Raw genomic sequence first — 22,876 nt, forward strand, 5'->3', positions numbered from 1 at the left:
AGGGACAAACGATGCCGGGGACGATCGACCCGATGAATACCAGGGCGGGAGCGTCCATTGTTCGGTGATCGTGCGCGCACCCTCGGGCTGTCGAATCGCCCGCACTTCGCGCTGGTAGGCGTCCTGCGCATCCCGGAAGTGCAGACCAGTCCGTGGATTTCGCTGTCCAGGCGGGTGCTGTTCGCCATCTTCCTGCTGTTCGCGGCCGCGCTGGTGGTGTACATCGGCCGCGATGGCTACCGCGACAATTCGGGCGACCCGCTGTCGTTCCTGGACGCGTTCTATTACGCGACGGTGTCGCTGTCCACCACCGGTTACGGCGATATCGCGCCGGTGACGCCGGACGCGCGCCTGGCCAACATCATCATCATCACCCCGCTGCGCGTGCTGTTCCTCATCGTGCTCGTCGGTACCACCCTCGGCGTGCTGACGGAACGGTCCCGGCAGGCGTTCAAGATTCAGCGATGGAGGCACAGCGTGCGCAATCACACCGTGGTCGTCGGCTACGGCACCAAGGGACGGACCGCGATCGATGCCATGCTCGGCGACGGTGTGCAGCCCGCCGATATCGTCGTGGTCGACACCGACATGGTCGCGCTGGAGCAGGCCGCGAACGCGGGCCTGGTGACCGTGCACGGCTCGGCGACCCAATCCGATGTGCAGCGGCTGGCCGGCGTGCACAACGCCGCGTCGGTGGTGGTCGCGACCAATCGCGACGACACCGCCGTGCTGGTCACGCTGACCGCCCGGGAACTCACCAAGAGCGCCAAGATCGTGGTCTCGATCCGCGAGGCGGAGAACACCCACCTGGTGCGCCAGTCCGGTGCCGACTCGGTGGTGGTGTCCTCGGAGACCGCGGGTCGGCTGCTCGGCATCGCGACCACCACCCCGTCGGTGGTCGAGATGATGGAGGACCTGCTCACCCCGGAGGAGGGTTTCGCGATCGCCGAGCGCGACGTGGAACCGTCGGAAACCGGCGGCTCACCGCGGCATCTCAGCGATATCGTGCTCGGCGTGGTGCGCGGCGGCGTGCTGGTCCGGGTCGGCGAGCCGGACGTGGACTCGCTCGAGGCCGGGGACAAGCTGCTCTACATCCGGCGCACGACCAAGTAGAACCCGCCGCGGCGCGGCGCGATAGTGTCGAGGGGTGCCGGCCTTTCAGCTCAATAATGTTCCGCTGCTGTCCCGTTCCGTGCTCGATCGCGCCGAGGAGACCAGAGCCGACGCGCAGGCCCTGCTCGCGGGCTGGCAGGACGCCAAGCTGCTGCGGGTGAACCAGCGCGGCCAGGTCCGTTTCGAGGACGGCGCGCTCGTCCTGGACAAGGCGATCGAGTTGTCGCCCGAGCCGAGCCCCGACGCGGTGTTCCTCGGCATCGACAACGGCGTGCACCTGTGGGCGGTGCGGGATCGGGAACTGAGCGGATCGCTGACCGATCTGCGCGGCATGGCGAGCACCGTCGACGACCTCACCGCCGCCGTGCTCTCCACCGCCGCCGCCCTGCTGAACTGGCATGACAAGGCCGCCTTCAACAGCGCCGACGGCACCGCAACCACCTCTGCCAAGGCGGGCTGGTCGCGGATCACCGAGAGCGGCTACGAGGAGTTCCCGCGCATCGATCCCGCGGTGATCTGCCTGATCCACGACGGCGCGGACCGGGTGCTGCTCGCGCGTCAGCAGAGCTGGCCGCCCACGTTGTTCTCGCTGCTCGCCGGATTCGTCGAGGCGGGCGAATCGCTGGAGCGCTGCGTCGAGCGGGAGGTGAAGGAGGAGGTCGGCCTCGATGTGCGCGACATCCACTACCTCGGCAGTCAGCCGTGGCCGTTCCCGCGTTCGCTGATGCTCGGTTTCGCCGCGGTCGCCGATCCGGAGCAGCCCCTGGTGTTCTCCGACGGTGAGATCGCCGAGGCGTATTGGTTCAGCCGCGACGAGGTGCGCGAGGCGCTGATCGTCGGCGACTGGTCCGCGCAGGGGTCGGGTGCGCGACTGTTGCTGCCCGGGTCGATCTCGATCGCCAGGACCATCACCGAATCCTGGGCCGGGCTGGGCGACGAACCGACGGCATGACGCCGCGGCGGACCGGCATGGTCCGCGCGGCGGCGGTGTTCGGATCGGGGCGTTCGGTCAGGCGAGAGTGGCCAACGCCTGCTTGACGGCGGCCAGCGACGGATTGGTCGCCGTCGAACCGTCCGCGAACTTCACGGTCGGCACCACGTGGTTGCCGCCGTTCACGCTGCCGACGAATTCGGCCGACGCCGGATCCTGCTCGATATCGATCTCGACATAGGTGATCCCGGCCTCGTCCAGCTGCGTCTTCAGCCTGCGGCAGTAACCGCACCAGGTGGTCGAGTACATCGTCAGGTCGGGCGTCGCATCAGTCACGGATCTTTCAACGCCGGACGGCCCGTCGCTGTTCCACCGCCCTGCCGGGGCACCTATTGCGCCAGATTTACTATGCGCGCATACTAAAACCATGACCATCCTCGCCACCGCGACGGCCACCTCGAGCGCCGCACCCGCTGTCTTTTTCGCGCGCTGGGCCGACACAGCAACCTGGCCGGAGTGGAACACCGATACCGAATGGGTCCGGCTCGACGGTCCGTTCACCCAGGGGGCGACCGGGACGCTGAAACCCAAGGGCGGCCCGAAGGTGCGCTTCGTCGTCGAACGATTGACCGACACCGAATTCGTCGACGTGTCCCGGCTGTTCGGCGCGACGTTGACGTTCGCGCATGTCGTCGCGGTGGCTGACGGACGCACCACCGTGCGCGTGACCGTCTCGATCGAGGGGCCACTGCGGCGGCTCTGGATCGCCATCCTGGGTGGTGGCGTCACGAAATCGGTGCAACCCGATCTGGACGCGCTGGTCGAGGTAGCCGAGCGAGTGCGGGCATGACCCGGTGCCGGCTCACCGTGATCGCGTGGACCATGACCGGCGAGTGCGGCCGATGACCGACGCGAGGCTGCGGACCGAGTTCGCGCGCGCGGACGACAGTCCCGGGTTGCTGCTCTGGCAGGTGACCAACCGCTGGCAGGCGGCACAACGCGCGGCCCTGGCACCGTTCGATCTCACGCACGTGCAGTTCGTGCTGCTGGCCGCGCTAACCTACTTCGCCGGCGATGACGAGCCGCTCATGCAGCGCGATCTGGCCGAGTACGCGGCCACCGACCCGATGATGACCTCCCAGGTGTTGCGCGCGCTCGAACAGAAGGGACTGGTCGAGCGGCGCGCGCATCCGAGCGATCGGCGGGCGAAATCTCTGGTGCCCACCGCAGCCGGGGTGGCGCTGGCGAACCGGGCGATCGTCGCGGTGGAGGACTGTGATCGCGAGTTCTTCGGCCCGCTGGGCGCGCGGACCCGGCCGTTCGCCGCCGACCTGCGCACCCTGCGGGACCGGGGCACCGGCTAGAGCACCTCGTCGATCCCGAGCCCGTGCCGGGGCCGCCGGCGCGGGCGATCCGGACCGGAACCCTTGCGCCACTTGCCGTCCGAACGGGTCTGCCACAGCACCGCCCAGAGGAACAGCGCCGCGACGCCGTACACCAGTCCGAGTGCGCCGAGGTGTGGGCCGAACGCGCCGAGCACCAGCGCCAGGACCGCGCCGGGCAGCGGCCAGGTGCACACCCAGCGCCACCCGGCGGCGCTGTGCGCGCCCCCGATCGCGACGATCACGAAATACGCTGCCGCGCCGCCGCACAGCGCCCAGCCGATCCCGGTCGACACGTGACCCTCCGCGTGTTCCACGGCGAGCCCGAGGCCGGCGGTGATGGTGGCGATCGCGCCGGTGATCCAGCAGTGCATGGCCATGACGTACTGCCTGGGCACCGTGTGCTCCGGATCGTCGCCGGTCATCAACCGCGGCACGAAGCCGTACAGCAGGGTGAGCGCCCAGAGGCTCGCCAGGATCACGAACGCACCGAACCCGAGGGCGAGCACCCGCGCGTGCCAGATGACGTCCCCCACCGCCGCGATCACCGCGATGAAGCCCTCGCCGAGCACGATGATCACGTACAGGCCGAGCCGCTCGCCGAGATGCGCGGTGTCGGTGTGCACCGCCCTGACCTTCGGCGGCTCCACGTCGCGGAATCGACGGGAGCGGCGGAACCGGCGATCGATGGCCTCCTGTGCGCCGTTGATCATGCCCTCGCCGCTGACCGCGAACATCAGCCACATGTCCAGCGCGAGGCCGGCGGCCCACAACCAGTACTTCCACGGTTCGGGCACCCACAGCGAGACGACCCACGGCAGCACGCCGACGGTCAGCTGCGCGATCGGCCAGTCGACCAGGTAGGTGCCGGGACCCCAGACCCGCGCGGCGACGAAGCGCACGATGACGTACACCGCGGCGAACGTCGTCGCGTGCCGGTCCGGTATCCCGGCCACCGCGCTCGTCATCACGCCGAGGCCGAGCATCGTCGCGAGCATCAACGGGACCCTGGTGCGGTCGCGGGCGATGTTGCCGTACAGCATCATGCACGCCCACACCGTCCAAAAGGCCAGGTAGAGCAGGGCATACAGGGCGAAGTCGGACAGCGAGGGCCCGCGGTGCAGCAGATGGGTGAGCTGGCCGATGCCCGCGACCGCGACGAGGTCGAAGAACAGCTCCATCCAGGTTGCGTGCCGGTCGGTCGGTCCAGCGTCAGCTGACGGCGTGTCGTGTGCCACGAAGCGACAGTATTGGTCACGCCGCAAGAGTTGTCGGCGGGCACTGACATGATGGGTGCCGTGTCGTCAACCAGCACGCACCGACCGGCCGGCCCAGCGCTGGATTCCCTCGACCCCGAACAGGCCGCCGCGGTGCGGGCTCCCCGGGGTCCGGTGTGCGTGCTCGCGGGGGCGGGCACCGGCAAGACCAGAACGATCACCCACCGCATCGCGCACCTGGTGTCGGCCGGGCACGTGAAGGCCGACCAGGTGCTCGCCGTGACGTTCACCGCCCGCGCGGCGGGCGAACTCCGCGGCCGGCTGCGGGCGCTCGGCCTGGGCGGTGACGCGAACCAGGTGCAGGCGCGCACCTTCCACGCGGCCGCGCTGCGCCAGCTCAAGTACTTCTGGCCGCAGGTGGTCGGCGACGTGCCGTGGCGGCTGATCGATGGCAAGTTCCCGATCGTCGCGCAGGCGGCGAACCGGGCCGGGCTCTCCTCGGCCACCGACAGCGTCCGCGACCTGCTCAGCGAGATCGAATGGGCGAAGGCCTCGCTCATCGCGCCCGAGGATTATCCCGCGGCGGCGGCCAGACAGCGGCGCGAGCCGCCCTACGACGCGCTGCGCGTGGCCGAGGTCTACGCGGGCTACGAGAAACTCAAGGCCACCCCCGAGGGCCTCCTGCTCGACTTCGACGACCTGCTGCTGCACACCGCGGCGGCGCTCGAGGACTATCCGGCGGTGGCCGACGAGTTCCGTGGCCGCTACCGCAGTTTCGTGGTCGACGAATACCAGGACGTCACCCCGCTGCAGCAGCGGGTGCTCGACGCGTGGCTCGGCGACCGCGACGACCTGACGGTGGTCGGCGACGCCAACCAGACGATCTATTCGTTCACCGGCGCCACGCCGAGCTATCTGCTGGACTTCTCCCGCCGCTTCCCCGACGCCACGGTGATCCGGCTGGAGCGCGACTATCGCTCCACCCCGCAGGTGGTCTCGCTGGCCAACCGGGTGATCGGGGTGGCGCGCGGGCGCATCGCGGGCACCCGGCTGCAGCTCATCGGCCAGCGGCCGGACGGCCCGGAACCGGTCTTCGCCGAATACGACGACGGCCCCGCGGAGGCGAGCGCCGTCGGTAAATCGATCAAACGGCTGATCGAAGCGGGCACCCCCGCCGCCGAGATCGCCGTGCTGTATCGGATCAATGCCCAGTCCGAGAGTTACGAGCAGGCGCTCACCGAACTCGGCATCCCTTATCAGGTGCGCGGCGGCGAAGGTTTCTTCTCCCGTCCAGAGGTGCGACAGGCCGTCACGGTGCTGCGCCAGGCCGCGGCCCGCGACGACCTGCCCGCGGCCTCGCGCAGCGGCGCGGCCCTGGTCACGCTGGTGCGCGCGGTGCTCGCACCGGTCGGGCTGACCGCGACCGAACCCGCGGGCGCGCAGGCGCGGGAAAAATGGTCGTCCCTGGTAGCGCTGGTCCGGCTCACCGAAGAACTGGTCGATCACGACGACGAGCTAGACCTGCCCGGCCTGCTGCGGGAACTGGCGGCGCGCGCCGAGGCCAGGCACCCACCGACCGTGCAAGGGGTCACGCTCGCGTCGTTGCATGCCGCGAAGGGCCTGGAGTGGGACGCGGTCTTCCTGGTCGGCCTCGCCGACGGCACGATGCCGATCGCGCACGTGCTGGAAAGCGACGGCAAGGTCGCCGACGAGGCCGCCCTCGAAGAGGAACGGCGGCTGCTCTACGTCGGTGTGACCAGGGCCCGGGAACATCTGCAACTGTCCTGGGCGCTGGCGTGGGGCGAGGGGAAGCGGCGCACCAGGCGGCGTTCCCGGTTCCTGAACGGCCTGGTACCCGACGATTCCCCGGCCTCGCGGATCGCCGCGCCGGTCATCGAGAGCGCCGGCAAAGGCGTGCGCCCGACCTGCCGGGTCTGCGCGAAGCCGCTCATCGGCACCTATGCGACTATGCTTGGCCGCTGTCGTCGGTGCCCGGCGGAACTCGATGCCGAGCTGCTGGTCGCGCTGCAGGAGTGGCGAGCGGAGAAGGCGGAGACGTTGCGGGTGCGGGAGTTCGTGGTGTTCACCGACACCACCCTTACCGCGATCGCCGAACAACTCCCAGGTGACGACGCTGCGCTGGCCTCGATCGCCGGGATCGGCGCGAAGAAGCTCGAGCAGTACGGGGCGGACGTGCTCGCGATCATCGCGTCGCGGCTGCGCGCAAGACCCCAAAACCGCAGGTAGAAAATAGGTTGTGCGCTTCGGCGCACTTGCCTATGGTGGGTTTTACGCACCGGGAGGTCATCCCGGCGCGGCCAGTCAACAGGACACAACGAGATTAGGAGGGAGGCAGACGTGAGCATCACATTCTTCAGCGGCAGCGACGTTGCGGTGAATTCACCCATGTCCGCCTCCCGGGGGATCCTCGCCTTGCAGGGGATCGGTCTGTCCGAAATCCGTGGCGCATTCGGCGCGCAAGCACATCTCGCTGAGATGCATGACGCCGTCTGCACCACCCGTATTCAGGACGGACCCAACGCGGGTAGCTGGCACAAGTCTGTCTTCAAGAAGGCAGACAACGTCGTCGTCATCGCAGCAGAAGCCGGCTATGAGCCGGCGGATCTGCAGGCAACGCGCCTCCGCCCCGCACACCCAGCGATCGTGATCAGGACTCGACAGAGATGTCGAATACCTAGGTAGGGAAAGCTCCCTCCCAGACCTCCTGGCCACGGATCGCACGAAGCGAAACCGTGGCCAATCTTTTTCGGCCCTTCAGCCGTCCGGCCTCGGTTTCGCGGAAACAACGAAACGAACCGCTGCAACGAGCTGAAGGAGAACGACGTGTTCACCGCCCAGGAATGGCCACAAGCCACTACTGACGTGACATGCCGAACCGTGGCCACGACTACCCGGGCCAGGGAGGTCAAGGACGTGCCGTGCCGAGCTGGAGACCCCGATCTCTGGTTCGCCGAGAGCCCGGTCCAACTGGAGCAGGCCAAGGCGCTGTGCGCTTCTTGCCCGATCCGCAAGGGCTGCCTGACGGCCGCCATGGATCGGCGTGAGCCGTGGGGTGTTTGGGGAGGCGAGATCTTCGAACAGGGTGTCGTCATCGCCCGTAAGCGCCCGCGCGGTCGTCCGCGCAAGGTCGCGGTCCCGGCATGAATCCGGGAGTGACTTCCCTCCCTCCGGTCGATGTGCTCGATTCGGTTGGTCCTGACACGGGCCGAGCCAACGAACGAGAAAGCAGACGAACCGCCCGCCGTTGCCCGGTGGGCGGCTCGTTTGCGTTGTGCTGCAGTGGTTTCGGGGGTCAGGTTCGCCGGCGCCGGTTCGGTGCCCGGCGGACCGCCAGCCCGTCGGCAACGGCGAGCACGAGTGTTGTGGTGTCGTCGGTGTGCGCCCACCAGCGGTGGCGCACGCCCGCCGCGCAGTAGAAGGTGTCTCCGGTGGACAGCGTCAGCTCCTCGCCGTCGGCGACCAGCGTGATGGTCCCGGCGACCACGTAGATCAATTCATCGTTCTGATGGGTGAATTCGCGCCCGCCCCGGCCGGTTCCGCCGGTGAATTCCAGCGCCCGCAGATCTCGGGCGCCGTGCACCAGCGACCGCACCGAGCCGTCGTTGTCGGTCTGGGCTTGTTCGAGCGTGCCGTCGCCGGCGCGCACGAGCACCGCGCCCGGCGCGTTGTCCGCGGCCGCGAGCAGTTCGGTGGCGGTGGTACCGAGGGCATCGGCGATGCGTTGCAGCGAACGCAGGCTGGTGTTGGTGCGCCCGTTCTCCAATTGACTCAGAAACGATTGCGACAGTTCCGTTTTCGCGGCCATGGTGGCCAGCGTCAGCCGCGCGGCGCGCCTGCGGTCGTGCACGACATCGCCGAGCCCGGCCCATCTGGCCGGGTCGCCGCTCCCGTTCCGCACCAATCCAGCCTCTTCTCCTTCGCTCTGCACATTCTCGGCTGTACGGCACAGAACGCCCGTGTTTGCCGCACGGTGATCCGAACGCTTCCCGTGTGTCAGAAATTGAAGACGGCGACCGTCGTCGCCTGCAGCACGCACATGTTGGAGAAGACGCCGTGATCGCTGACCGGCGCGCCACGCCAGACGCCATCGACGGTGGCGTAGACCGGGTCGAAGTTCTGCGGGCAGCGCGGCGGCACGGTGAAGGCGGCGAGCGCCCGGATATTGCCGTCGGCGTCGGTCAGTGCCCGGCACGCGTCCACCGCGTTCGGATGGGTACCGCCGATCGACGGGGCGCAGGTGAGGGTGACGGCGCGACGTTCGGCGGCGGCGATCGACACCCCGCGGCCCACGGTCAGCGCCAGCACCGAGGGCGCGTCGTCCGCGGCTGCCGCGACGGTCGGCGGCGATACCAGCAGCACCGCCGCGCTGATCGATAGGACGACGATCCGGTTGGTGCAGGACATGACCATCACCCCTCGCCGACGGAGCCGACCCGACCGGATGAGGTTATCCGACCGACCTTGCCGGACCTGGGAACTCAGGTCACCCGGGCCGGGTCGCCCGGCGGGTCAGCTGGCCGTGCGTTCCGCGCTGAAACCGGGCATCCAGGTGCGGACCAGTTGCATGAAGGGCAGTTCGGCGTCCAGCTGGGCGAGGATGCCCACGGACCCGCCCAGCACCCGGAAGATCATCACGTATTCGGCTGGAAGTTGCAGGGCGCGTGCGGTTTTCATCTCCGCGCTGGAGATGTCGGAGGCCTTGCCCGCCACCCGCTGCATCCAGCGGCGGGTGAAATGGAACGAGTCGGACCGGATCGGGTCGGTGAACGGACGCAGGTAGTCCGCGATCTCCTGGTGGGTGACGGTGCGGCCCGGGATGACCCAGCCGTTGTCGTACATCAGGTCGGTGAGTTCTTCGAACCGCTCGTCCACCGCGAGCGCGAGCATCCGGCCGAGGACGGGCGGGAACCCGTTCGGCAGCGGGGCGCAGGCGCCGAAGTCGATGACGGCGAGCTTGCCGTCGCCCAGCATCATGAAGTTGCCGGGGTGCGGGTCGGCGTGCAGCAGCCCGACGGTCGCGGGGGAGGAGAAGTGGAAGCGGCCCATCAGGCCCGCGACCCGATTGCGCAGCGCCCGGCTGCCCTCCGGGTCTTCGGCGCCGGCCTTGATGATCGCCGAGACGGCGGTGCCGTCCAGCCATTCGGTGACGATCACCTTCGGCGCACTGGCCACCACCTTGGGCACCACGATCTCGGCGTGCCCGTCGAAACCCTTCGCGAAGGCACGCTGGTTGGTCGCCTCGTTGCGGTAGTCGAGTTCCTCCTCGGTCCGCTCGGTGATCTCGGCCAGGATCGGCTTCACGTCGGCGCCGGGGATCACCGACGCGATCAGCCCGGTCATCCTGGACAACGTCTTGAGGTCCGCGCGCAACGCCTCGTCCGCGCCGGGGTATTGCACCTTGACCGCGACGGTCCGCCCGTCCGACCAGACCGCCTTGTGCACCTGGCCGATGCTGGCCGAGGCGGCGGGGGTGTCGTCGAACTCTTGGAATCGTTGCCGCCATTGCGTGCCGAGCTGCTGGTCCAGCACCCGGTGCACGGTGTCGGCGGGCATCGGCGGCGCGGCGGCCTGCAGCTTGGTGAGGGCCTCGCGATAGTGCTCACCGAATTCCTCGGGAACCGCGGCCTCCATCACGCTGAGCGCCTGGCCGAACTTCATCGCACCGCCCTTCAGCTCCCCGAGCACGGTGAAGAGCTGTTCGGCGGCCTTCTGGTTCAGCTGTGCGTTGATCTCGGACTTGTCGCCCCCGGCCAGCTTCTTCCCGAATCCCACGGCCGCGCGCCCGGCGATGCCGAGCGGAATCTTGGCCAACTTGGCGTTGCGGGACGAGCGACGGCGCACGATCTCAGACACCTACCCATCATGGCGGAAGGAGCCACTACTTAGCCACGGCAATCTTGAATCGACGCCGCCTGTGGTTGTGAGCCCGGTCACGTGAACCTGTATGCAGCATAGCTCGCACGAGGCCGTCCGGACCATCTCGAAACGTCCTGCGGGGTAACCACCTTCAGGTTTGTTCGCGCAGGTCCACCGTGATTCCGTGACACGAGCACGCGGTGTGCCGCGGCCAGCGCCGCCGGTCGAGCAGGTGCGTATCGAGGTCCAGTTCCAGGGTGCTGTCCAAGATCGCCAATTCCCGCCGGGTCGACATGGCCAGCACCGCCTCGACCTCGCTGACCGCGAGCGCCGCCGTCGCCGCGATCCGGGCCGGCGACGCGTGACCCACCCGGCCGAGCAGCTGCGCGGCCAGATGCGGCCAGTCCGCGTCGCGGTCGGCGCGCAGCAGGTCGGCGCAGCGCAGGCAACTGGTCGCGCCCGGCAGTACCAGCGGGCCGACCACACCGCGCCCGTCGCGGATCCGGACCGGCAGGTGGGCGACGCGATGCAGGCCGAGATCGTCGAGTAGCTGCGGGTCCGGCATCAGCGCGTCGGTCAGCACGACGAGATCGGCGTGCCACGCGGGCACCGGCGGCCCGCTGTAGTCGCGCGAACGGCTCGGCCGCACCCCGAGCTTGCGCAGCCCGGACACGACCGCGTCGGACAGCGGGCCGATACCGTGCACCCGCACGGACCGAATCCGGCCGACTCGTTCCTCGGGGTGCTCGATCATCCCGGCCGCGTCCAGGACCTCGAGCAATGCGATCGCATGATCCGGCTCGATGCCGAGTTCGCCTGCCCGCCAGACGATCTGGGGGCGGGTCTGCATGCCGTCGAGCAGCCGCAGAAACCCGAGCACGGTCTTGGCCGCCAGTCCGGCGGCGTCCAGGACCAGGGCGGTCTCGGGATTCCAGCCGAGTTGGACGACACCGGACGGACGGACCAGCACGGTGATGTGCGGAGACAACAGCGGGCCACGGCGTTGAGCGGTCATGCCGAGCAGTGTGCGCAGCGAGGCTGTCCCGCTCCGCGTCGAATCCTGTGGTTATGCACAGGGATTCGCGGTCACCAACAGGACACTCAGGCGGACTGTCCGCCGTCCTTACCCAGGTCGGGGCCCGACTCGCCGGTGTCCGGGGTGTCCTCCCCGGCCTTGGCGCGCTCGGCCTGCTCCCGCGCTTCGGTCTCGGCCAGCTGCGCCAGCGGATCGTCGAACGCGGTGGCGCCGCCGCCGATCACCGAATCGATGAAGCCGGCGGGAGAGTCCAGATCGTTGGAATCGGGCAGCAGGTCGGGGTGCGCCCACACGCCGTCGCGCTTCTCCATACCCGCATCGCTGGTCAGCCTGCGCCACAGCGCCGCGGCCTCCCGCAACTTACGCGGGCGCAGTTCGAGTCCGACCAGGGTCGCGAAGGTCTGCTCGGCCGGGCCGCCGGTGGCGCGCCGCCTGCGCAGCGTCTCGGCCAGCGCGCCCGCGCCGGGTAACCGATCGCCGACGGCGTCGGTCACCACGACCTCCACCCAGCCCTCGATCAACGCGAGCAGCGTTTCCAGCCGCTCCAGCGCCTGCTTCTGCTCCGGCGTCGTCTGCGGTTCGAACGCGCCCTGCGCCAGGATCTCCTCGATCTTCGAGGGGTCGGTCAGCGCCATCGGGTCGATGCCCTGCGCGGCCTCCTCCAACGCGGAGAAGTCCATCCGGATGCCGCGCGCGTAGTCCTCGACCGCGGCCAGCACCTGCTGGCGCAGCCACGGGACGTGCCCGAACAGCCGCTGGTGCGCGGCCTCCCGGGCGGCGAGGAACACCATGATCTCGCTCTCCGGCTGCTCGAGGCCCGCGCTGAACTCCGCGATCGCCGCGGGCAGCAGAGCCGCCGTGCCGGTCGGTCCGAGCGGTAAGCCGATATCGGTGGAGGTCAGCACCTCTTTGGCGAGCTGGCCGAGGGCCTGGCCGAGTTGCGAGCCGAAGGCGAGCCCGCCCATCTGACCGAGCATGCCGACCATCGGGGCGGCGAACTCCTTGGCCTCCTCGGGCAGCGACGCGGTCCACATGCCCGAGATCTGCTGCGCCACCGGGTCGCACAGCCGCTGCCAGGTGCTCAGCGTCTCCTCGATCCAGTCGTTGGCCGTCCACGCGACGGTCTTGGTGGCGCCCGCGGGTAGCGTGGTCGCGCTGTCGAGCCACAGCTCGGCGAGGTGCGCGGCGTCGGTGACGGCGCCGGCGGTGCTCGCCGTGACCGGCGTGATGGTCGAACCGAGCTGCTGGCGCGCCAGTCGCTTGGCGACGTCGTAGTTCACCGGCCCGGACTGGCCCGACCCCGGCTGGCCCATGCCACTGAGCATCTGGCCGAGCGAGGTCAGCATCTGCCCGAGCTGCGACGGATCGAACCCGCCGCCCGGCCCGCCCACACCGAAGCCGAACGGGTTGTTCGACTCGGGACCGCCCGGCTCGTCACCGCGCTTGCGGTCGTCGTCGTCGCGGTTCGAAAATCCGAAGGGGACGTCACTCATATCCCTTACGTTACGCGTGTGGTGCAGGCTGTTGATGTTCGCGCGGCGCGAAATCGAGGACGCGCGGCGACACGGAATGTTCGCCTCCGGCACCCGGGGAAAGCGGCGATCATTACTGTGGTCCAGGTGAATCGTCGGATCCTCACCCTGGTGGCCGCTCTGATCCCGGTGCTCGTGCTCGGCGCGCTCGGTACTGTGCTCACTGTGCCGTTCGTCGCACTCGGCCCCGGCCCCACCTTCAACACCCTCGGCAAGGTCGACGGCAAAGAGGTTGTCGACGTGCGCGGCACCGAGGTGGACCCGACCACGGGCCATCTCAATATGACCACCGTGTCGGTGCGCGACGGGCTGAGCATCTTCGAGGCGTTCGGTTTCTGGGCGAGCGGCAAGCACGGCCTGGTGCCGCGCGCCGAGGTGTATCCGCCCGGGGTTTCGCGCGAGGAGATCGACAAGTCCAACCAGCAGGACTTCAAGGATTCCGAGGGCAACGCCGAGATCGCGGCGCTGCACTTTCTCAACATGCCGACGGTGGTGCTGCTGCGCAAGGTGTCCGAAGACGGCCCCGCCAAAGATCTGCTGAAGGCCGGCGACGAGATCATCAGCATCAACGGCACGCCGATCGTCGCGCCCAAGGACGTGGTCACCGCCGTCGGCGCGCAGAAGCCCGGCGATGTGCTGACCGTGCAGGTGCGTCGCGAGAGCGCCGAGCAGACCATCCAGGTGACGCTCGGGGAGCGCCCGGACGACAAGGCGAAGGGCTACCTCGGCGTCACGCCGGGCGAGGGCGCCCGCCCGCCGCTGCAGGTGGACTTCAACCTCGCCGATATCGGTGGACCGTCGGCCGGTCTGATGTTCAGCCTCGCGCTGATCGACAAGCTGACCCCGGGCGAACTGGACGGCGGAAAGTTCGTCGCGGGCACCGGCACGATCGATAACGACGGCAAGGTCGGGCCGATCGGCGGCATCCAATACAAGATGATGGCCGCCCGGGAAGCCGGCGCGGAGACGTTCCTGGTGCCCGCCGCCAACTGCAACGAGGCTCGGCAGCGTACCCCCGAGGGGCTGCGCCTGGTGAAGGTCGAGAACCTCACCGGCGCGGTGCAATCGCTGAACGAGATCAACGCGGGCAAGGAGACGGTCAGCTGCGGCTGAGGCCGGCTCACTCCAGCGTGGCGAGCAACGCCTCGATCAGGTTGGGCGCCAGGTTGGGGTAGGTGCGCAGGTCCATGTCGGCGAATTCGTCGGCGTCGTCCTCGGGACGCACCTGCAGCAGGCACAGCGACGCACCCTCGCGCAGCACCGCCGCGAACAGCCGGGCCTCGCGGCGATCGGGATGCGCCTCGGCCGCGGCGCGCGCGGCGGCGTCGGCCGCGTCGTGGTCGGCGAGCAACGGCACCAGCGCCGCGTCCAGGGTGGATTCGGCGTCCGGCGGCAGCACCACGATCTCCTGCACGAGCACGCACCCCTGCACGGCGGGCGGCCAGCTGGTGGTCGCGAGGAACTCGTCGAGTGCCATCGACCCGCCGGTGATGTCGTCCGGGAAAGATTCCTGCGCAACGGGAGTCAGCTCCGCGCCCGCGTCGAGCTGCTCGAGCAGTTCGGGCTGCGCGGCGACCAGGTCGGCGGTGGGTACCAGCGCGAACATCTGCGGCGGTCTGCCCCACCCTTCGGCGTCGACGAACTCGGCCACCTCCCGGACGGAACGGGCGAGGACGAGTTCGGCATGCAGATCTGCAGGGGTCACGGGGGACATCAAATCAAACGGGTCGAACACCGCCGCGCCCGCGCGGCCCAAATACTGTCCGATTCCGTAGAGTGGGGCGCGACGGTCCGGAAGGACCACCCGCAACATCGGACTGCGGCGCGCGGTCGGGGCCACTCGGTGCGCGCGCCGCCGGACCTTGGAGAGTGGCATCGTGGGCATGCGGCCCCCCACCGGCTTACCTTCGCTTTCCCGACGCAGCCGGGTGCTGCTGCTGGCGGCCATCGTCCTTGCGGCGTTGCTGCTGCTCGGGCCACGGCTCACCGACGCCTATACCAACTGGCTGTGGTTCGGTGAAGTCCGTTTCCGCAGCGTATATCTCACCGTGCTGCGGACCAGGGTGCTGCTGTTCCTCGGGATCGCGATCTTCGTCGGTCTGGTGGTCTGGTTGGCGCTGCTGCTGGCCTATCGGTCCCGGCCGGTGTTCGTGCCGGTGGCCGGTCCGAACGATCCGATCGCCCGGTATCGCACCACCGTGATGAGCAGGCTGCGGCTGTTCGGCGTCGGCATCCCGGTGCTGCTCGGCCTGCTGTCCGGTCTGGTGGCGCAATCGAATTGGGTCACCGTGCAGCTGTTCCTGAACAGCAGCGAGTTCGGCCAGCAGGATCCGCAGTTCCATCTCGACGTCAGCTTCTACGCCTTCGAGCTGCCGTTCTACCGGATGGTGCTGAACTGGCTGTTCGTCGCGGTGGTCATCGCGTTCTTCGCCAGCCTGGTGACCCATTACGTGTTCGGCGGCCTGCGGCTCAGCGGCCGCGAAGGCACGTTGACCCGGGCCGCGCGCATCCAGCTCGCCGTGCTCGCCGGACTTTTCGTGCTGCTCAAGGCGATCGCCTACTGGTTCGATCGGTACGAGCTGCTGATGAGCAGCCGCAAGGAGCCCACCTTCACCGGTGGTTCGTTCACCGATATCAACGCGGTGCTGCCCGCCAAGCTGATCCTGCTGTCCATCGCGGTGATCTGCGCGATCGCCTTCTTCGCCGGCATCGTGCTGCGCGATCTGCGGGTGCCCGCGATGGCCGCGGCCCTGCTCGTGCTGTCCTCGATCCTGGTCGGCGCGGTGTGGCCGCTCGTCGTCGAGCAGTTCTCGGTGCGCCCGAACGCCGCGGACAAGGAAAGCGAATACATCCAGCGCAATATCGCCGCGACCAGACAGGCGTTCGGCATCACGGACGACAAGATCGAGTACGTGGACTACAAGGGGGAGAGCAACAAGAACCCCGTCAACGTCCCGGTCGACGCGGCGACGATCGGCAACGCGCGCCTGCTCGACCCGAACATCCTGTCGCCCACCTTCACTCAGCTGCGGCAGCTGAAGAACTTCTACGGATTCCCCGAGGCGCTCGATATCGACCGCTACAACCTCGACGGCGATGTGCAGGACTACATCGTCGCGGCGCGCGAGCTGTCCCCGGCGGCGCTGTCCGGTAACCAGAAGGACTGGATCAACCAGCACACCGTCTACACGCACGGCAACGGTTTCGTCGCCGCGCCGGCCAACCGGGTCAACAAGCCGCAGTCCGAGGATCCGAACGCGACCGGCGGCAGCAGCGACAGCGGCTACCCGATCTTCATGGTCAGCGACCTGTTCACGCCGACCGACAAGCAGCGGATCAAGGTCGACCAGCCGCGCATCTACTACGGCGAGGTGATCTCGCAGGCCAATCCGGACTACGCCATCGTCGGTGCGTCCGAGGGCCAGCGTCCGCGCGAATACGATTCGGACGCAGCGCAGTTCACCTACGACGGCAAGGGCGGCGTGCCGATCGGCAACTGGTTCAACCGGCTCGCCTTCGCCGCCAAGTACGCCGAGCGCAACATCCTCTTCTCCTCGGCCATCGGCCCGGAGTCGAAGATCATCTACAACCGCGCGCCGCGCGAACGGGTGCAGAAGGTGGCGCCCTGGCTGACCACCGACGGCAACGCCTACCCGGCGGTCGTCGGCGGCCGGATCCAGTGGATCGTCGACGCGTACACCACGCTCGACAACTACCCGTACGCGCAGAAGACGTCGCTGGACGGCATCGAAGACAGCGTGGACAAGAAGACCGGAAGGTTGTTGCCGCGCAAGGAAGTCAGCTACATCCGGAACTCGGTCAAGGCCACCGTCGACGCCTACGACGGCACCGTGACGCTGTACGAGACCGACCCCAGCGATCCGGTGCTCAAGGCGTGGCGCGGGGTGTTCCCCGGCGCGGTGAAACCGATGAGCGATATCTCCCCGGAATTGCGGGCGCATTTCCGTTATCCGGAGGATTTCTTCAAGGTGCAGCGCGAAATGCTGACCAAATATCACGTGGACGATCCGCGAGAGTTCTTCACCAACAACGCATTCTGGTCGGTGCCGAGCGATCCGACGATCGAGGGCGGCGGCTCGTTCAACCAGCCGCCGTACTACGTGCTGCTGGGTGATCCGCAGACGAACAAGCCGACCTTCAACCTGACCAGCGCCATGGTGGGTTACAACCGGCAGTTCCTCTCCGCGTACATCTCGGTGCGTTCGGATCCGGACGGCTACGGCAAGTTCACGATTCGGCGTTTGCCGACCGACACCCAGACCCAGGGTCCGCAGCAGACGCAGAACACGATGACGACCGCGCCCGAGGTCTCGCGGGAACGGACCTTGCTGTCCAACTCGAACAAGATCAAGTACGGCAACCTGCTCACCTTGCCGGTGGCCGACGGCGGCATCCTGTACGTCGAGCCGTTCTACAACGAACGCAACACCGGGCCGAACACCTCCACCTTCCCGCAGTTGCTGCGCGTGCTGGTCAGCTACCGCGACGAGGCGGGCAGCGTGAAGGTCGGTTACGCGTCCACGTTGGCAGAGGCGTTGAACCAGGTGCTGCCCGGTGCGGGTGCGCTGGCCACACCGTTCGGCGGTGACCCGGCGACCAGGCCGAAGCCCGGCACCACTCCGCCGGTCGAAGGCACCACGCCGCCGCCCGGCAACAACACCGGCACGCCGCCTCCGCCGCCGCCGGGCGGGGTCACTCCGCCGACCGGTTCGTCGGCGGCGAAGGACGCCGCCGCCGCGGAGCTGAACCGGAAGATCGAGAACGTGCGAAATGCCATGCGCACGGGCAACTTCCAGGACTTCGGGAAGGCGCTGGACGAACTGGACGCCGCAGTGAAGGCATACCAGGACGCCGGGCGCTAGGGCTCCTGCGGCCTGAATCGCACCAGGCTCCAACGGAACACGAAAGCGGCGCTGCTATCCGAACGGATAGCAGCGCCGCTTTCGTTGTGCGAGAACTATTCTCAGCTACCGGCGATCGACTCGATCAGTGGGTTGGTCTGCTGCAGCAGCTGCTGGTACTGATCCTGCAGGCCGTACTGCTTGGCCAGCGCGTCGCCGGCGGACTTGGCCTGCTCGACGTAAGCCTTGGTGGTGCCGGGGGCAGGCAGGGCGGGCGCGGCCGGCGCGGGCGCGGGCTCCGGCTCGACCACGGCTTCCGGCTCCGGCGCGGAGGTGCCCGGGCGCAGGTACTGCCCGCACACCGGCCAGGCGCCGACGCCCTGGGTGGCGAGCACGTTCTCCGCGACGCGGATCTGCTCTTCCTTGCTCGCGGTGTGGGCCGAACCCTGGCCGCCGTTGGCCCGCCAGGTGCTCGGCGAGAACTGCAGGCCACCGTAGTAGCCGTTTCCGGTGGCGATCCCCCAGTTGCCACCGCTCTCGCACTGCGCGACACCGTCCCAGTCATGGGTGGGTGCGGCGGAGGCGGTCGCGGTGGAGAGTGCGAACGGGACGGCAACAAGAGCGCCGGTGACGGCGGCGAGGCCGAGGGCGCGGGCGTTGAACTTCCGGTTCTCAGTCATGTGTGTTTTCCCTCCCTGCGCCTACCGAGCCCGGCGATCCAGCTGCCGGGTCCCTGCCCCCAGGTCGTCGGGGATCCTCGAACCGCGGGGCAGGGTCGCCGGTATTCGTCGGTTCGAGTTCGAGCCCTTCACGGATGATCCGGGCCGTGAACGCACGGTAACGAAGAAATCTCGGCAGATCACATCTTGATAACACACGAATTGCATGAAGCGAATAACCCGAATATTGTTGTTTACGCAGCTCGCAAACGTCATCAACACGCATTCCGGGCGGTCTGTTATAGCAACGTTATGTGTTCGAGATCACTGTTTAATAGTGGTTCAGGTCACGTTTAACCGGTGCGGGCGGTCTGGATTCGGTGCTCTGGGCGTGGCGGAGCGGCGACCTCGATCGGTCCGGCAGGCGAACGAGTGGATTTTCCGGGTAGGTACGAGTCGGTTGCCGAATGCTTTCTCGCATGCTTCGCCAGCCTCGTTTACGGCTCTGACCAGGCGATTTGGCGTCAGCTCTAACCCGTGTGTAATGTTGTGTTCACCGACGCGGGGTGGAGCAGCTCGGTAGCTCGCTGGGCTCATAACCCAGAGGTCGCAGGTTCAAATCCTGTCCCCGCTACTCATGAGGGCGGTCTCGAACGAAAAGTTCGGGACCGCCCTTGTTCTTTGTCCACGGCCTGTCAGGGTGGAAGTCTTGGATCGTCAATCCCGACCGTAGGCAGCCAGGAACAGGTCGATCGCTGATTCGATAGTTGCGGATGCGGGGTCGGTTGAAGGGGCGGTTGCGTTGTAGGTGGGGTCGCGGCGTCCGCGTCGTTGTCGTTGTCGGTCGCGGTGTCGGTCGCGTTGTCGGTGTCGGTGGCGTTGTCGGTCGCGGTGTTGGTGGCGTCGTTGTCGGTGTCGGTGTCGGTCGCGGTGTTGGTGGCGTCGTTGTCGTTGTCGGTGTCGGTGTCGGTGTCGTTGTCGGTCGCGGCGTCGGCGTCGGCGTCGGCGGGCGTCGCGGTGTCGGTTGCGGTGGTGGCGTCCAGCATCCGGGAGTTCAGGGGTGCGCCCACGACCAGCCAGGTCAGCTGTTCGGCGGCGATATCGGGGTCCGGAATCCGCAGTGCGCCGCGGCTGTCCAGTTTCCGGAGGGTGGTGGCGAGGTTGCCGATGTTGCGGACCCAGCTCTGGTGTAGATAGGTCGCGCCGACCTCGGGGTGACGCGCGGCCTCGGCAGTCACCAGACGGCGCATCTCCACCACGGGCGGGGCGAGCACGCCCGCCCGAAGGCCTCGCGCCCAGGCGATCAGCCCCGCACGGACATCCTCGGCCGCCTCGAGCTGCTCCAGGCCTGGCCGCATAGCATCGCGACCCGCGCTCGCCCACTGCTCGACCACCGCGGCGAACAAGCCCGCCTTCGACGGATGTTCGCGATAGAGCGACGTTTTGGATATCCCCGCACGCGCGGCGACCTCGTCCATCGTCGACCCGGCGAAGCCGCGCTCCAGAAACACTGCGCGGGCGACGGCTAGTAGTTCAGTGCCGGACTTGCCCGGCGGCCGGCCGCGGCGTCCACCTGCAGAGCTCATGCGACCCACTTTAGTACTTGACAGTACTAAGACCCCAATCTAAATTTAATACCGCATCGTACTTAAGGAGTTCGCCATGGTAGTCGCAGGTATCGCCGTCGCGGCGGTCGTCTCGTTCGTCATCAGTGCGGTGTTGTACGCGACGCCCCCGGTCGCGGCGCTGGTGTCGCGGACGAGCACGCCGCGGCCCGGCATCGGCCTGCCGGTGCAGATGGCGTTCGTGCTCCTGCGTGGTCTGCTGGCGGCGGCGGTGCTCGCGATTCTGCTGATCATCGGCGATCGACACGGTGTCGGAGCCGGGGCCGCCCTTGGCGCGATCGTGGCGATCCTGCCGGTGACCATCCTCGCCGGGGCGATCGTGCACGAGAACGTGCCGATCCCGACCGCCCTGGTGCACATGACCGACTGGGTCCTCAAACTGATCGTCAGCGGTGTCGTCCTCGGACTGTTCCTCTGATCCCCACCCTCGACAGGAGGCCTCCCATGGCTGCCGGACCCCTCGACGTCACCTTCACCGCCGTCCTCGGAAAAGTCCGCGAAGGCGACACCTGGACGTGCGTGCAACTTCCCGACTCCGCAACGATCTTCGGCACCCGAGGCCTGGTGAAGGTAAAAGGAACCGTAGACGGCGTCCCCTTCACCTCCTCCTTCATGGCCCTCGGCGACGGCACCCACAAGCTCCCCGTCGCCGCCACGATCCGCCGCCGCATCGAAAAGACTGACGGCGACGAGGTCACAGTCCACCTGACCGAACGACTGAACTGACCCCAGCGCCTCACGGCACGCCCGTCATGGGTCCGCCCGCCAGAAGTTCGCCCCCGCACCCCTTCCGTGTTCCCGCACCCGCTTCCGCACGCCGAAGCGGGTCTCACGCCGAAGCGGGTGCGAGAACACGGAAGTGGTGCGGGAAGTTGTAGGCGGAGCGGGCCGCGCTTGCGTGGTGCGTGAAGTCGTAGGCGGAGCGGGCCGCGCTTGCGTGGTGCGTGACGTCGAGTTGCAAGGAGTGGGTGCAGCGGACTCTTGGGTGCCCGTGCCCGTGCCCGTGCCCGTGCCCGTGCCCGTGCCTGCGTGCGTGTCGGTGCCCGTGCCCGTGTGCGTGCCGGTGCCCGTGCCGGTGCCGGTGCCCGGGTGTGCCTGTGCCCGTGCCTATGCCCGTGTGCGCGTCGGTCGTGCTCCTGGTCAAAACGATTCGGCGGTGGACCGGCAGACGCATAGCCGTGCTGAAGCTGGCCGCTGCGAGCGGCACCTCCTCCGCGACTTCTGGGTATCGGCCTCGCATGATGGTCAGCGTGCTCCGGCCAAGAGCGGCCGCGGTCTCGCTTGGCAAATGACCCCATGCTGGTCGCGAGCCGCGTTGCACAGGCGACTTTCCTGATGGCGGCGGGGTGCTGAGCTGTTCGGCGGCACTCGTGATCGATGTGATCGAGACAGCGGCAGACTCACCGTCCAACTGACCGAACGACTGAGCTGATCCCAGTGTCCGTCGCCGGCGCGCCCGGCAGGATCTCGACCCTGTCCGGCGGCACTCGTGCTCGGTATCTCGGTGTCATCGAGGCGGCAGCAGATACCGCGGTGACGGCTGCTCTACCCTGGCCGTCAGCCGCAACCACGGCCGCAGACCTCGACGCGCCGACGGCGACCCGCCACAGTCTCGCTGGACAGGTGATCACCAGGTAATCCTGGCGGCATCGTGCGAGAGGCTTGCAACACCATTACCTGGTGATCAATCGTCCAGTAGTAGTCGCGAGTCGGCGTCCGTGACCGGGCCTGGTGCATAGGATCGGTGATCGTGACCAGTGCTGGATCCGCACCCTCTGCCTATCGGTAGCCGCAAGTTCGATGACCGCAACGGGGTGCCCGTGACGGTCGAAGTCGATCAGCCCGTCTACGACGACGCCAACGGATGCTGGCGTTGCGTCTGGCGGATCGGTGGACTGGGGCGCGGCGTCGAACCGTTCGACGGATTCGGCCTGGGCGAGGACTCGATGGAAGCCCTGATGTACGAGCTGTGGGGTGTGGAAGCGATTCTGAGCAGCCCGAACAACAACCAGCCGGTTACCCGGCACGGCAGTACCGACTTGGGCCTGCCACGGAACTCGACACCCCCGCTGTCCGACGAACTCCCCAACCTGTTCGAGGAGCTACTTCCTCCGCCCAAGTGACAACGAACAACCCGACCGCACCGCGCAGGCGACCTGTTCCGACTTCCCGCACCACTTCTGCGCTCCCGCACTGGCTGTGCCAGGCCAGAACGGGTGCGGGAGCGCAGAAGTGGTGCGTCTGATCGCTGGCTCCGCGCGGCCGCTATCAGCGGGCGCCGAGTTCGGGGCCCGAGGCCGCTGTGGCGAGAAGGCCGTCGATGATGACGCGGAGTTTCCACGTGGCGCGGTCGGGACCGCCAACGGTCAGGAGTGGGCCGAGGGCGTGGATTGTCGGGTACTCATCGGCAGGGAGGGCGGCATAGACCGCGTCGAGACGAGCCCTGGTCTCCTCTTCCGAACCCGAACCCGAACCCGAACCCGAACCCGAACCCGCTCCGGAGCCGGAGCTGGAGCTGGAGCCCACGTAGGTGTTCGAGCCCGAGCTCGGGCTGGGGCCGGAGTTCACGACGGCGCTCGAGGCGGAGCCGTTGTCGGAGTCGGAGTCCGGGCCGGTGTTTGAGCTGGGGCCGGACAGTGAGT

General features: G+C 68.1%; 22 protein-coding genes, 1 tRNA gene and 1 pseudogene. 13 read left to right on the plus strand and 11 right to left on the minus strand.

The features are described 5' to 3' along the window. The first annotated feature begins 57 nt into the window (after positions 1 to 57). Both TY25_RS35465 and nudC read left to right on the plus strand, forming a co-directional pair. Positions 58 to 1,113: a potassium channel family protein gene (locus TY25_RS35465; RefSeq protein WP_029897246.1), complete on the plus strand. Its 1,056-nt coding sequence runs from the start codon at positions 58 to 60 to the stop codon at positions 1,111 to 1,113. A gap of 34 nt (positions 1,114 to 1,147) precedes the next feature. Then, entirely contained in the window at positions 1,148 to 2,065 is a 918-nt protein-coding gene (gene nudC, locus TY25_RS35470) for an NAD(+) diphosphatase (RefSeq protein ID WP_042263845.1), read from the plus strand. 57 nt (positions 2,066 to 2,122) lie between these two features. Here the strand turns inward: nudC and TY25_RS35475 are convergent, their stop codons facing one another. Further along, on the minus strand, positions 2,123 to 2,353 hold the full coding sequence (locus TY25_RS35475) for a mycoredoxin (protein WP_029897242.1): 231 nt from the start codon (positions 2,351 to 2,353) through the stop codon (positions 2,123 to 2,125). A 118-nt stretch (positions 2,354 to 2,471) separates the two neighbouring features. Between TY25_RS35475 and TY25_RS35480 the strand changes: the two genes are divergently transcribed. Together TY25_RS35480 and TY25_RS35485 are read left to right on the plus strand one after the other, a co-directional pair. After that, positions 2,472 to 2,894: an SRPBCC family protein gene (locus TY25_RS35480; protein ID WP_042263848.1), complete on the plus strand. Its 423-nt coding sequence runs from the start codon at positions 2,472 to 2,474 to the stop codon at positions 2,892 to 2,894. A 52-nt stretch (positions 2,895 to 2,946) separates the two neighbouring features. Continuing rightward, positions 2,947 to 3,408 (plus strand): MarR family winged helix-turn-helix transcriptional regulator, encoded by a 462-nt coding sequence (locus TY25_RS35485; protein WP_042263850.1) that lies wholly within the window; start codon positions 2,947 to 2,949, stop codon positions 3,406 to 3,408. Here the strand turns inward: TY25_RS35485 and TY25_RS35490 are convergent. After that, entirely contained in the window at positions 3,405 to 4,664 is a 1,260-nt protein-coding gene (locus tag TY25_RS35490) for a low temperature requirement protein A (RefSeq protein WP_042263851.1), read from the minus strand. The two genes, TY25_RS35485 and TY25_RS35490, sit on opposite strands and share 4 nt — an antisense overlap. Positions 4,665 to 4,715: 51 nt before the next feature. On the opposite strand from TY25_RS35490, the gene TY25_RS35495 reads away from it, so the two are divergent. From TY25_RS35495 to TY25_RS42205, 3 genes are all read left to right on the plus strand, one after another. Beyond that, positions 4,716 to 6,890: an ATP-dependent DNA helicase UvrD2 gene (locus TY25_RS35495; RefSeq protein WP_169744371.1), complete on the plus strand. Its 2,175-nt coding sequence runs from the start codon at positions 4,716 to 4,718 to the stop codon at positions 6,888 to 6,890. A gap of 111 nt (positions 6,891 to 7,001) precedes the next feature. Continuing rightward, entirely contained in the window at positions 7,002 to 7,346 is a 345-nt protein-coding gene (locus tag TY25_RS43005; protein ID WP_146154152.1) for a hypothetical protein, read from the plus strand. Between the two features lie 141 nt (positions 7,347 to 7,487). After that, positions 7,488 to 7,808: a WhiB family transcriptional regulator gene (locus tag TY25_RS42205; RefSeq protein WP_014987725.1), complete on the plus strand. Its 321-nt coding sequence runs from the start codon at positions 7,488 to 7,490 to the stop codon at positions 7,806 to 7,808. A 148-nt stretch (positions 7,809 to 7,956) separates the two neighbouring features. On the opposite strand, the gene TY25_RS35505 is transcribed toward TY25_RS42205, so the two are convergent. The 5 genes from TY25_RS35505 to TY25_RS35525 form a co-directional block, all read right to left on the minus strand. Continuing rightward, complete coding sequence (locus TY25_RS35505) at positions 7,957 to 8,562, minus strand: helix-turn-helix domain-containing protein (RefSeq protein ID WP_218568565.1); 606 nt, start codon at positions 8,560 to 8,562, stop codon at positions 7,957 to 7,959. A 95-nt stretch (positions 8,563 to 8,657) separates the two neighbouring features. Then, positions 8,658 to 9,068: a subtilase-type protease inhibitor gene (locus TY25_RS35510; RefSeq protein ID WP_063602790.1), complete on the minus strand. Its 411-nt coding sequence runs from the start codon at positions 9,066 to 9,068 to the stop codon at positions 8,658 to 8,660. 105 nt (positions 9,069 to 9,173) lie between these two features. Beyond that, positions 9,174 to 10,517: an ABC1 kinase family protein gene (locus TY25_RS35515; protein WP_042263860.1), complete on the minus strand. Its 1,344-nt coding sequence runs from the start codon at positions 10,515 to 10,517 to the stop codon at positions 9,174 to 9,176. Between the two features lie 154 nt (positions 10,518 to 10,671). Beyond that, the gene (locus TY25_RS35520; protein ID WP_042263862.1) at positions 10,672 to 11,535 is read right to left on the minus strand and encodes a hypothetical protein; all 864 of its coding nucleotides are present in this window, start codon (positions 11,533 to 11,535) and stop codon (positions 10,672 to 10,674) included. Positions 11,536 to 11,621: 86 nt separating this feature from the next. Further along, positions 11,622 to 13,049 carry a zinc-dependent metalloprotease gene (locus TY25_RS35525; protein WP_042263864.1) on the minus strand — a complete coding sequence of 476 codons (1,428 nt, stop codon included), beginning with the start codon at positions 13,047 to 13,049 and terminating at the stop codon, positions 11,622 to 11,624. Between the two features lie 126 nt (positions 13,050 to 13,175). Between TY25_RS35525 and TY25_RS35530 the strand changes: the two genes are divergently transcribed. After that, positions 13,176 to 14,201 carry a YlbL family protein gene (locus TY25_RS35530; RefSeq protein ID WP_193125444.1) on the plus strand — a complete coding sequence of 342 codons (1,026 nt, stop codon included), beginning with the start codon at positions 13,176 to 13,178 and terminating at the stop codon, positions 14,199 to 14,201. Positions 14,202 to 14,208: 7 nt separating this feature from the next. On the opposite strand, the gene TY25_RS35535 is transcribed toward TY25_RS35530, so the two are convergent. After that, positions 14,209 to 14,802: a PPA1309 family protein gene (locus TY25_RS35535; RefSeq protein WP_042263886.1), complete on the minus strand. Its 594-nt coding sequence runs from the start codon at positions 14,800 to 14,802 to the stop codon at positions 14,209 to 14,211. A 163-nt stretch (positions 14,803 to 14,965) separates the two neighbouring features. On the opposite strand from TY25_RS35535, the gene TY25_RS35540 reads away from it, so the two are divergent. Beyond that, the gene (locus TY25_RS35540; RefSeq protein WP_042263868.1) at positions 14,966 to 17,971 is read left to right on the plus strand and encodes a UPF0182 family protein; all 3,006 of its coding nucleotides are present in this window, start codon (positions 14,966 to 14,968) and stop codon (positions 17,969 to 17,971) included. A gap of 101 nt (positions 17,972 to 18,072) precedes the next feature. Here the strand turns inward: TY25_RS35540 and TY25_RS35545 are convergent, their stop codons facing one another. Continuing rightward, on the minus strand, positions 18,073 to 18,630 hold the full coding sequence (locus TY25_RS35545; protein WP_042263871.1) for a transglycosylase family protein: 558 nt from the start codon (positions 18,628 to 18,630) through the stop codon (positions 18,073 to 18,075). A gap of 539 nt (positions 18,631 to 19,169) precedes the next feature. Here TY25_RS35545 and TY25_RS35550 point away from each other — a divergent pair. Then, positions 19,170 to 19,243, plus strand: a tRNA-Met gene (locus TY25_RS35550). Positions 19,244 to 19,304: 61 nt separating this feature from the next. On the opposite strand, the gene TY25_RS44330 is transcribed toward TY25_RS35550, so the two are convergent. Beyond that, on the minus strand, positions 19,305 to 20,195 hold the full coding sequence (locus tag TY25_RS44330) for a TetR/AcrR family transcriptional regulator (protein WP_236639170.1): 891 nt from the start codon (positions 20,193 to 20,195) through the stop codon (positions 19,305 to 19,307). A 76-nt stretch (positions 20,196 to 20,271) separates the two neighbouring features. On the opposite strand from TY25_RS44330, the gene TY25_RS35560 reads away from it, so the two are divergent. The 3 genes from TY25_RS35560 (at position 20,272) to TY25_RS35570 (ending at position 22,357) form a co-directional block, all read left to right on the plus strand. Next, positions 20,272 to 20,652, plus strand: a complete 381-nt coding sequence (locus TY25_RS35560) for a DUF1761 family protein (RefSeq protein ID WP_042263874.1) — start codon at positions 20,272 to 20,274, stop codon at positions 20,650 to 20,652. A 26-nt stretch (positions 20,653 to 20,678) separates the two neighbouring features. Further along, positions 20,679 to 20,960, plus strand: coding sequence for a DUF1905 domain-containing protein (locus TY25_RS35565; protein WP_042263877.1), 282 nt, complete (start codon positions 20,679 to 20,681; stop codon positions 20,958 to 20,960). A gap of 1,031 nt (positions 20,961 to 21,991) precedes the next feature. Next, on the plus strand, positions 21,992 to 22,357 hold the full coding sequence (locus TY25_RS35570; RefSeq protein ID WP_042263879.1) for a DUF6968 family protein: 366 nt from the start codon (positions 21,992 to 21,994) through the stop codon (positions 22,355 to 22,357). 145 nt (positions 22,358 to 22,502) lie between these two features. On the opposite strand, the pseudogene TY25_RS44335 reads toward TY25_RS35570, so the two are convergent. After that, positions 22,503 to 22,876, minus strand: a pseudogene (locus tag TY25_RS44335) (TetR/AcrR family transcriptional regulator); the annotation flags it as partial.

Origin of the sequence: Nocardia brasiliensis NBRC 14402 (genome assembly GCF_000308475.2) — a bacterium.
Taxonomy (GTDB): Bacteria; Actinomycetota; Actinomycetes; order Mycobacteriales; family Mycobacteriaceae; genus Nocardia; species Nocardia brasiliensis.

Bases quoted from the DNA above. Each gene is read 5' to 3' on its own strand.
- TY25_RS35475 (WP_029897242.1), bottom strand. From the start codon at position 2,353: ATGTACTCGACCACCTGGTGCGGTTACTGCCGCAGGCTGAAGACGCAG.
- TY25_RS35480 (WP_042263848.1), top strand. From the start codon at position 2,472: ATGACCATCCTCGCCACCGCGACGGCCACCTCGAGCGCCGCACCCGCT.
- TY25_RS35485 (WP_042263850.1), top strand. From the start codon at position 2,947: ATGACCGACGCGAGGCTGCGGACCGAGTTCGCGCGCGCGGACGACAGT.
- TY25_RS35495 (WP_169744371.1), top strand. From the start codon at position 4,716: ATGGGTGCCGTGTCGTCAACCAGCACGCACCGACCGGCCGGCCCAGCG.
- TY25_RS35510 (WP_063602790.1), bottom strand. From the start codon at position 9,068: ATGTCCTGCACCAACCGGATCGTCGTCCTATCGATCAGCGCGGCGGTG.
- TY25_RS35520 (WP_042263862.1), bottom strand. From the start codon at position 11,535: ATGACCGCTCAACGCCGTGGCCCGCTGTTGTCTCCGCACATCACCGTG.
- TY25_RS35525 (WP_042263864.1), bottom strand. From the start codon at position 13,049: ATGAGTGACGTCCCCTTCGGATTTTCGAACCGCGACGACGACGACCGC.
- TY25_RS35535 (WP_042263886.1), bottom strand. From the start codon at position 14,802: ATGTCCCCCGTGACCCCTGCAGATCTGCATGCCGAACTCGTCCTCGCC.
- TY25_RS35545 (WP_042263871.1), bottom strand. From the start codon at position 18,630: ATGACTGAGAACCGGAAGTTCAACGCCCGCGCCCTCGGCCTCGCCGCC.
- TY25_RS44330 (WP_236639170.1), bottom strand. From the start codon at position 20,195: ATGAGCTCTGCAGGTGGACGCCGCGGCCGGCCGCCGGGCAAGTCCGGC.
- TY25_RS35560 (WP_042263874.1), top strand. From the start codon at position 20,272: ATGGTAGTCGCAGGTATCGCCGTCGCGGCGGTCGTCTCGTTCGTCATC.
- TY25_RS35565 (WP_042263877.1), top strand. From the start codon at position 20,679: ATGGCTGCCGGACCCCTCGACGTCACCTTCACCGCCGTCCTCGGAAAA.